Origin of the sequence: Alteromonas sp. IB21 (assembly GCF_016405965.1) — a bacterium.
In the GTDB taxonomy this organism is placed as follows: domain Bacteria; phylum Pseudomonadota; class Gammaproteobacteria; order Enterobacterales; family Alteromonadaceae; genus Alteromonas.
On the sequence record NZ_JAEFCD010000004.1, the window covers coordinates 191,136 to 200,414 of the forward strand.

The window sequence follows — 9,279 nt, forward strand, 5'->3', positions numbered from 1 at the left end:
CTTATCGAGTCTGACAAGCTTAACGAAAAAGAGCAGCTTTAAGCTGCTCTTTGATATCACTACGACAATATTTACTCGCTAATAACGAGATACAGATTAACCCATTAGTTTAAATCTAAATCTCGGGTCATGTTCTCGTTTTTATCGCGGTGCACAACAATATTGTCTTCAATGCGAATGCCGCCAAATGGCTTGTATGCCTCGATGGTATTCCAATTAATGTACTTAGACGCAGGCGTCGCTTTAAGGTCGCGCAGCAGGCTCTCGATGAAATATAAGCCAGGCTCGATTGTGAATACCTGACGCGCCTCTACCATACGTGTGCAGCGCAAGAACGGATGATCATCAGGAGCAGGCTTTGGTGTACCCCTGTCATCATTTACCAGCCCACCTACATCGTGCACTTGTAGCCCCAAGAAGTGGCCAATGCCGTGTGGGAAGAATGTGCGCGTAATCCCCATTTCTACGATTTCAGGCGGCGTCAGATTTACCATGCCGGTGTCGTGAAGAATTTGGGCAATGCCATCGTGGGCCAGTAAGTGTATGTCGGTATAGGCTACACCTGGCTTTAAAGAGTCGACTAACGTAAGCGTTACCTTGTCTACCGCTTGAATGAGGTCGCGGAACATCGCTGAATTATGAACAGAGTCTTGAACGTAAGTACGCGTAATATCTGCCGCGTAGCCATGATAGTTCGCACCAGCATCAATCAAAAAGGAGCGCGATTCCTTTGGCGCGACGGTATCGCAATGCATGTAATGCAGAATTGAGGCATGCTCGTTGAGTGCCACAATACTGGTGTAAGGTACGTCGTTATCCCCTTGTCTGCTAGCTGCTGCATAGGCAAGGTTAATATCGAATTCACTTTTACCCTCACGAAAAGCATGCTCAGCGGCCTTATGTCCGGCGACAGCAAGCTTATTGGCCTCTCGCATGCACTCAAGCTCGTAATCGGTTTTGTAGGCACGCTGATAATGCAAGTAATGCAATACACGGTCAGGGTTTACATTGTCAAAGCCCAGCGCTTTCGCCACTTCAATATATTCACCTACATAGGCAAAACGACGTTTATCGTAAGGTAAAAATTTCTCTACCGCATCGGCTTGTTGAAGCAACTTAATGTTGAAGTTGTCTGTCCAAAAGTCATTTGGTTCTGACGGCACTTTGTGCCAAAAATCTTCAGGGCGATAAAAAATCAGCGTAGGTTTATCCACACCGTTAACCACCAGCCAGCAGTTAGGGTTATCGATGACAGGCACCCACGCTTTAAACTGCGGGTTTACCTTAAACGGATAGTGGTTGTCGTCTAAAAACAGGCGCTTGCCCTGCCCTGAATGGATAACTAATCCGTCTAGTCCTTCTCGCTGTAATGCTTCGCGAGTACGAGTCTGAAGCTCTTCGATATGCTGTTGGTAGGTTACTTGATGTTGCGACATAGCCCCTCTTATCTTTATAGTCGTTAGGTGGAACACCCATCTAGTGTATCACGAGGCCTACATAACATGCATGTAGGCCCATCACACTGCGATATCATTTCCGTTAAGCCGCTTGATAAGTTAAACATCCAATACGTCAGAACGAGATATGCTATTGGGTAGGCGCGATAGCGAACTATATCGCTATCGCGGCGCTAGCTGCAGTGTACCTGTTACCGGATGTGTACTTACCGCATCTGCCGACGGGATCATATCACGGGTAAGTTGAGGGAAAATATTCTCGTTGCCGCCAAGCTGCTGATCGTAAATATGTTGATACGCCATTACCGCTTTCACGTACGCACGAGTTTCCTTGTAGGGGATATTCTCTATCCAAATATCCACAGGTAAGGATTCATCCGCAGGTAGCCATTCTAACACTTTACGCCATCCGGCGTTATAAGATGCCGACACCAGTACAGGGTTATTATTAAGCTTATCCATTAAATAACGCAGATACTGTACGCCGTACTCCACATTGTCATTCACTTCGAATAGCGCGTTCCTACTCACCTTTTCTTTTGCAACGTAGCGGGCTGTACCTGGCATAAGCTGCATTAGGCCTGCTGCCCCAACCGGAGATATGGCGTCGCTTCTAAACGAGCTTTCGCGGCGTGCAATAGCCATAGCAAAGGATTTTGAAATGCTGTAAGCCTCTGACTTTTCGCTAAATACATCATTAAAGGCTAACGGGAATCGTCGCTCTACATCGTCCCAGTAACCACTGCGCGCAAAACTGGTAATGGCTTGATCATACAAGCCCCATTCATAGGCCAGAATACCTGCGTCAGTCACTTTAGACTCTGGTAGGTGAGACAATAGATAAAACCACTCTCGGCGAGCTTCTGTGGTTCTGTCTAGCCTAAAAAACTCAACAGCGCGCATCGTCGCAGGGGTTTTTGCTACACTAGCGATGGCCGCTGTATCTCTTGGTGCGGACGTATGCCCTAGCGACGGAATTTCGCCAATGTGCGCACTTGCCATGAAACCATAGTAGTGACGCTCTTGTGCAAGTTCTTTATATAGCACCGTTGCCTGCATGGTGTGACCAAGCTCTTCTAGGGCACGGGCTTTCCAGTAGCGATAGTTTTCCTCTTGCTGCAAGCTAGCTGGCGCGTTATCAACAACATCCACCACTTCTTGCCATTTTTTTGTACGCAATAAGTATGAAATGTGCCAGAGTTTTACATCTTCACTGGCGCCATTGACATCAGCTAGCTCTAACCAATAGTGGGCCTCAGGAAGGCGGTCTAAGGTGTAGCTAAGCGCTATTGCTCTTCGCATAACGTGCTGCTGTGCTTTCGAAAAGACTTTTTTATCGTTGTAGCGTGTAAATACCTTGCCTGCTAAATCAGGGTTTCGCCACGCAAGCTTTTCTACCGCCCACACTATGACTTCAGCTTCATGCGACAAATTTTTTAGCGGGAAGAGCGCCGTTTTGTTAACCCTACTTGTATCACGTGTGACAGACAACCAGGCGTCGGCCAAATATTGCTTATCACTGGGTAGTTGGCGCTTAAGATAAGCAATAATACTCCTGTTATCTTCTTTCGCAGCAATTTCAATGCGCTTGATTACCATTTCGGGTGTCATCATGCCCGCTTTTTTCCACTTAGCAAAAAGCGGATCGCACTCTTCGGGTTGAGACTGGCCATGAAGCCAAAGTGCGTCAACCTCATGCAGCACATCCTTCTCGCTTTCACCCTCTTTTAAACGATAATTTAATGCGATACAGGTAAGCCTTGCGCCCATACCGGCACGATAGTTATCTAAAAAAGTGCTGCGATAATCGTTTTTCGCTAGATAGTTAAGCCATTTATAACGCACACCATAACTCACCGGCTGCCCATCAAAATCTTCTAAAAACTGCTTAACCTCGCGCTTTGTTCTTATTGACATAGTGCGCTCGAGTTTAAGGCGCAACAAATATGGGTAAAGTGGATAGTGTGCTAAATCGTAAATATCGTTGTCGAGATGCTGAACGCTGCGCTTTGAATAGGTTAATAACTTTTCCTCGACGTCTAGATAGCGAGCGCGCTCTTGTTCGAAAATGTCTTCTGGTAAATTTAATGGCTGTGCGGCCAGCACGCACAAAGGATAAAAAAATGAAAGCGAGCAAATTATAGCCCCCACGAACGCGGCGACAATTTTTTCAGTAATTGCCGGCGACCGCCGACCTAACCACGAACTAAAATAAAAATCAGACACAATAGAACTCCTACCCTGCTCTACACTCGAACGTCTATGAGCGTTGGCTACATTGCCAGAACGAGCTAATTGTAAAATGTTGCTGAAAAAGCAGCATCGCGACTGAAGAACCACTGACGTTTTGAAAACGAAAAAAGGACTTTAGTCTGGCTCCTTGCCAAAGAAGATGTTGTGCCAGCTGTCGTTAGCTATGCTTTACAAACATAGTTGACATGATTGTAGATTATTCTTTTGCTGGATTGGCTCTTTGCGCCAATAACGCTCATTATACAACCACCAATGCCGAAATGAAGCTTGAATTCGATATTTGCACTTGAATTTAAGTCATCGGACCACTACCTTAGACAAATTGAAACGCTTGTTTGATTTTTTGTTGAAATTTTGTGTGGCTTTGTAAAGAATCTAGCCACCCTAACGCGTTAGTGAATGCATACGACCCTACAAACTAGTTGGATTACTTCACTAACATCCTGGCCAATGCCGAAGGAGATGATAATGATATACACAGGCAAAAGTCTTTCCGTCAGCCTGTTAGATGACGGCTTTGCTGAGCTGGTATTCGACGCCGAAGGTTCAGTAAACAAGTTCGACCGCCAAACCGTGAGCGAACTTGACGAAGCAACCCAAGCCCTACTTGCTAAAGGCGATGTTAAAGGGTTAGTAGTACGCAGTGCAAAACCTGCATTTATTGTAGGTGCTGATATTACCGAGTTCACTGGCTTATTTGCCATGGACGATACTGAAGTACTACAGTGGGTTGCCAATACGTCACAAGTATTCGACCGCTTCGAAGACCTACCTTTCCCTACCATCGCTGCAGTTAACGGCTTTGCGCTAGGCGGCGGTTGTGAAATGGCATTGGCGTGTGACATGCGTATTGCAGACACAACAGCTTCAATCGGCTTACCAGAAGTTAAACTGGGCCTTATGCCTGGTTTTGGCGGAACGGTTCGCTTACCTCGCCTTATTGGTGCAGACAATGCCCTTGAGTGGATGACCACTGGCCGCGATAGAAAAGGCGCGAAAGCCTTAGCAGAAGGCGCAGTTGATGCAGTAGTAGCGCCAGAAGCGCTCGTTGAAGGCGCGCTTTCAATGGTGAAAGACGCAGCCGATGGCAAATTTGATTGGCAAGCACGTCGAGCGGTTAAGAAAGCTCCACTACAGCTAAACAAAAACGAAGCCATGATGAGCTTCTCTACCGCACAAGCCATGGTATTTGCCCAAGCAGGTAAACACTACCCAGCTCCGCATAAAATGGTTGAGACGGTACAAAAAGCAGCAGGTCTTGACCGCGACGGTGCACTTAAGCTTGAAAACGAAGGCTTTGTAGCCCTTGCAAAAACCGACGCTGCGAAAGCGCAAATTGGTATTTTCCTTGCCGACCAGCTTGTTAAGAGCAAAGGTAAAAAGCAAGCAAAAGCAGCCACTAAGCAATCGAAGCTTAACGCTGTACTAGGTGCTGGCATCATGGGTGGCGGTATTGCCTACCAAAGCGCTGTGAAAGGCACGCCGGTAATCATGAAAGACATTAACCAAGGTGCACTAGACCTTGGTCTTTCAGAAGCAGCGAAAATTCTTGGCAAAGGTATGCAGCGCGGTAAAGTTGATGCGACTAAAATGGCGCAAACACTTAACGCTATCACGCCTACCCTTGAGTACAGCACACTTAAAGATGCAGACCTTGTTATTGAAGCGGTGGTAGAAAACCCGAAAGTAAAAGGTATTGTACTTAAAGAAGTAGAAGACAATGTAGCAGACGACGCTATCATCACTTCAAACACTTCGACTATCTCTATCAACCAGCTAGCTGAAAGCCTAGACAAGCCCGAGCGCTTCTGTGGTATGCACTTCTTTAACCCAGTGCACCGCATGCCGCTAGTTGAAATTATTCGTGGCGAAAAAACCTCTGAAGAAACCATCAACGCAGTAGTAGCGGCAACCCTTAAAATGGGTAAAACCCCGATTGTGGTTAACGACTGCCCAGGGTTCTTAGTAAACCGCGTATTGTTCCCATACTTTGCGGGCTTCAGTAAACTTCTTATCGACGGCGCAGACTTTGTTGCGGTTGATAAAGTAATGGAAAAAATCTTCGGCTGGCCAATGGGCCCTGCCTACCTAATGGATGTTGTGGGTATCGACACTGGCGATCACGCAGCAGACGTAATGGCGGCAGGTATTCCAGAGCGTATGGCTCGCCTGGACAACGACCCTGTAACTCTTTTCTACAAAGAGCAGCGTTTAGGTCAGAAGAACGGTAAAGGTTTCTACAACTACGGTGTTGATAAGCGCGGCAAGCCGTCTAAAACACCAGCTGAAGAAGCATACGCACTTATGGCGCCACACGTAGCTGAGAAGATAGACTTTGAAGCAGACGACATTATTGCACGCCTTATGATCCCTATGGCAAACGAAGCAATTCGCTGCCTAGAAGAAGGCATTGTAGATAGCGCAGCTGAAGCAGATATGGCGCTACTTTACGGCTTAGGTTTCCCTCCATTCCGCGGTGGTATTTTCCGTTGGATTGAAACCATTGGCTTGGCGAACTTCGTTGCTATGGCAGACAAGTACGCTGAACTTGGTCCAATTTATCAGATCTCAGACGGCGTTCGTGAAATGGCCGCTGCTGGTAAATCCTATTTCGCATAAGACCCGGAGGAAAATCTAATGAAAGAAGTGGTCGTAATCGATTGCGTACGTACCCCTATGGGTCGTTCAAAAAACGGTGTTTTCAGAAACGTGCGTGCAGAAGACCTATCTGCAGCACTAATGACCGCGCTACTAGAGCGTAACCCTGGCGTAAATCCAGCGGAAATTGAAGACATCATTTGGGGCTGTGTTCAGCAAACTAAAGAACAAGGCTTCAACGTTGCACGTAACGCGCAACTACTCACACAAATTCCACGCACAACTGGCGCGGTAACGGTTAACCGTTTATGTGGTTCATCTATGCAAGCCCTTCACGATGCAACAAGTGGCATCATGAGCGGCCGTGGTGACATTTACATGATTGGTGGTGTTGAGCACATGGGTCACGTACCGATGAACTACAACATCGACTTCCACCCAGGCCTTGCTAAATACACAGCAAAAGCGTCGGGTATGATGGGTATGACAGCTGAGCTGCTTGGCCGCCAAAACGGTATTACTCGTGAGCAACAAGACGCATTTGGCGCACGCTCGCACCAGCTAGCGCACAAAGCACACCTTGAAGGCCGCTGGGCTAACGAGATTGTGCCTGTTGAAGGTCACGATGAAAACGGCGTATTAAAGCTTATTGACTATGATGAAGTTGTACGCCCAGAAAGCACTGCTGAGAGCATGGCGGCGCTTCGCCCAGTGTTCGACCCAGTAAACGGCACGGTTACGGCGGGTACGTCTTCTGCGCTGTCTGACGGTGCATCAGGTATGCTACTTATGTCAGCAGACCGTGCGAAAGAGCTTGGCCTAACGCCACGTGCGAAAATTCGCGCAATGGCTGTGGCTGGTTGTGATGCGGCAATTATGGGTTATGGCCCAGTGCCAGCAACACAGAAAGCCCTTAAGCGTGCTGGCCTTACTATGGACGATATTGAACTGGCTGAATTTAACGAAGCGTTCGCGGCACAGGCCCTATCGTGCATTAAGCAGCTTGGTTGGATGGACCACCTAGATACTAAGATTAACCTTAACGGTGGTGCGATTGCACTTGGTCACCCACTAGGTTGTTCTGGTTCACGTATCTCAGGTACGCTAATTAATCTAATGGAATCACAAGACGTAAGCCTAGGCTTAGCGACTATGTGTATTGGTTTAGGCCAAGGTATTGCTACCGTATTCGAGCGTGTATAAACGTTTGAATAAGAGCCTATAAAGCTAAGTTTTGTAAAGGGCCTTCGGGCCCTTTTTTGTCGGCTTCAACTTACTGTATAAGTTACTTCAATACGCGAGATAAAGGACTCACCACGCCCTGTGCCCCTTGCTGTAGCACATGAGTATAAATTTGCGTCGTCTTTACGTCTGAATGACCTAACTGTGTTTGCACCGTTCTAATATCAGCTCCCGATTGCAGTAAATGCGTTGCAAAAGAGTGACGCAGCGTGTGAGGCGTAACTTTCTTTTTAATATCACAGGCTTTAGCTGTATTGCGTATCGCTTTTTGTATACTCGATTCATCAATATGGTGCCGTCGCACTCTTTTGTTTTCAGGGTCGACAGATAACCGAGAAGAGGGAAACAAATAATGCCAGCCTAACTCTCTGGGCGCGTTTTTGTATTTCAAACGCAACCTGTGAGGTAGATAAACCCCCGCGTATTTCGGGTTCTCAAGATCAGCCGCCAAGAAGTTTTCTACCATAGCGATTTGCCGAGTAAGACCCGGCTTTAGCTCAGCAGCCAAGGTTACAATCCGATGCTTGCCGCCTTTCCCATCCCAAATGCGAATAGCATTGTAGTCAAAATCAATGTCTTTAACTCGTAGTCTAACCGCTTCCATTAGCCGCAAACCACTTCCGTACAATAAAGATATAGGTAATTTTAGATTGGCAGGAATTTGCTCAAAAAGAGAGACGACCTCTTCCTGTGTTAATACAACTGGAAGCTTGGCCTGCCTGCGACTTGAAACAAAGTTAAGTTCGCACGAAAGGGGGCGCTCTAATATATCGCGATATAAAAAGGCCAACGCATTTAGCGCGCTCGCCTGAGTGGCCGGAGCCACATTTTTAGCGTTAACTAGGTGAGACAGAAACACTTCAACTTCTTTGTCTCCCATTTCAGAAGGGTGTCTATTATTGTTAAAGCGAATAAAGCTAATTATCCATTTACTATAGAGTTCTATCGAACGCTTCGCATAGCGACGGTTGTACATATGCTCTATCACCATTTGCATAAACATTGATTTCATTTTTTTGAATTTTATTACTGTAAATAAATACAGAATTACGGTTTTTGGCTCGACCGTAAAATAAAAAGGAAAGATTCCGTACTTAAGTTCAGTATTTTCAGATACTAAGTGTAGGTTATTGATGAAAGTGTATTTCCATGCGAAAGTAATAAAACTATAAATGTGATATACGGAAATTATCCACCTTGCATAAAGGATTTTTTCCTTACACTAAATTGTTATACGACATGGAGACATTGTGCAGATAACGGATAATATCGAAAAATATGGATGGCAATTCCAGTATGTATTTGATGCCGATGGGGATAGACCAAGTTTTGCGTACACAATAGGTTTGTTCGAAAGTTATTCTCATCCTGAAATCATGGTATTCGGCCTGAAAAAGGATGTTATGCATACGCTTCTTTCAAATATCGCTGCTGACATAAAAAACGGAGCGACTTTTAATTGTGATACAAAGTTTAGCGGCTTACTTAGCGATAACTTTGAAACAATGTTTAAAGAAATGCGAAGTGAATGGAAAAGCGAGTATGCCGGTATTGCATTGGATTACTATGATAAAGAAATACCAATTTGGGTCTTATTCTGGCCTGACAAGAATAATGTTCTTCCATTAGAAAACGATTGTGAGCTTACGGTTCAGGAAGAGGCTATAAGTGTCGTATAACAAAACACTAAAGGCGCTCGCGCTGCTCGCTGGGACGCTAACACATGGGC

General features: G+C 46.0%; 6 protein-coding genes. 3 read left to right on the forward strand and 3 right to left on the reverse strand.

Annotated elements, in window-relative coordinates:
- Positions 1 to 104 precede the first annotated feature (104 nt).
- Both pepQ and JC525_RS20180 read right to left on the reverse strand, forming a co-directional pair.
- Complete coding sequence (gene pepQ / locus JC525_RS04885; RefSeq protein WP_198814786.1) at positions 105 to 1,436, reverse strand: Xaa-Pro dipeptidase; 1,332 nt, start codon at positions 1,434 to 1,436, stop codon at positions 105 to 107.
- Positions 1,437 to 1,619: 183 nt separating this feature from the next.
- Positions 1,620 to 3,683, reverse strand: a complete 2,064-nt coding sequence (locus JC525_RS20180; protein ID WP_198814787.1) for a transglycosylase SLT domain-containing protein — start codon at positions 3,681 to 3,683, stop codon at positions 1,620 to 1,622.
- Positions 3,684 to 4,178: 495 nt separating this feature from the next.
- Between JC525_RS20180 and fadB the strand changes: the two genes are divergently transcribed.
- Together fadB and fadA are read left to right on the forward strand one after the other, a co-directional pair.
- Positions 4,179 to 6,329, forward strand: a complete 2,151-nt coding sequence (gene fadB / locus JC525_RS04895; protein WP_198814788.1) for a fatty acid oxidation complex subunit alpha FadB — start codon at positions 4,179 to 4,181, stop codon at positions 6,327 to 6,329.
- Between the two features lie 18 nt (positions 6,330 to 6,347).
- On the forward strand, positions 6,348 to 7,511 hold the full coding sequence (gene fadA / locus JC525_RS04900; RefSeq protein ID WP_198814789.1) for an acetyl-CoA C-acyltransferase FadA: 1,164 nt from the start codon (positions 6,348 to 6,350) through the stop codon (positions 7,509 to 7,511).
- Positions 7,512 to 7,593: 82 nt separating this feature from the next.
- Here fadA and JC525_RS04905 read toward each other — a convergent pair whose 3' ends face one another.
- Positions 7,594 to 8,562: an integron integrase gene (locus JC525_RS04905; protein ID WP_198814790.1), complete on the reverse strand. Its 969-nt coding sequence runs from the start codon at positions 8,560 to 8,562 to the stop codon at positions 7,594 to 7,596.
- Between the two features lie 238 nt (positions 8,563 to 8,800).
- Between JC525_RS04905 and JC525_RS04910 the strand changes: the two genes are divergently transcribed.
- A complete protein-coding gene (locus JC525_RS04910) occupies positions 8,801 to 9,229 on the forward strand; it encodes a DUF4262 domain-containing protein (RefSeq protein ID WP_332874074.1) in 429 nt (142 codons plus the stop codon).
- The last annotated feature ends 50 nt before the right edge of the window (positions 9,230 to 9,279 follow it).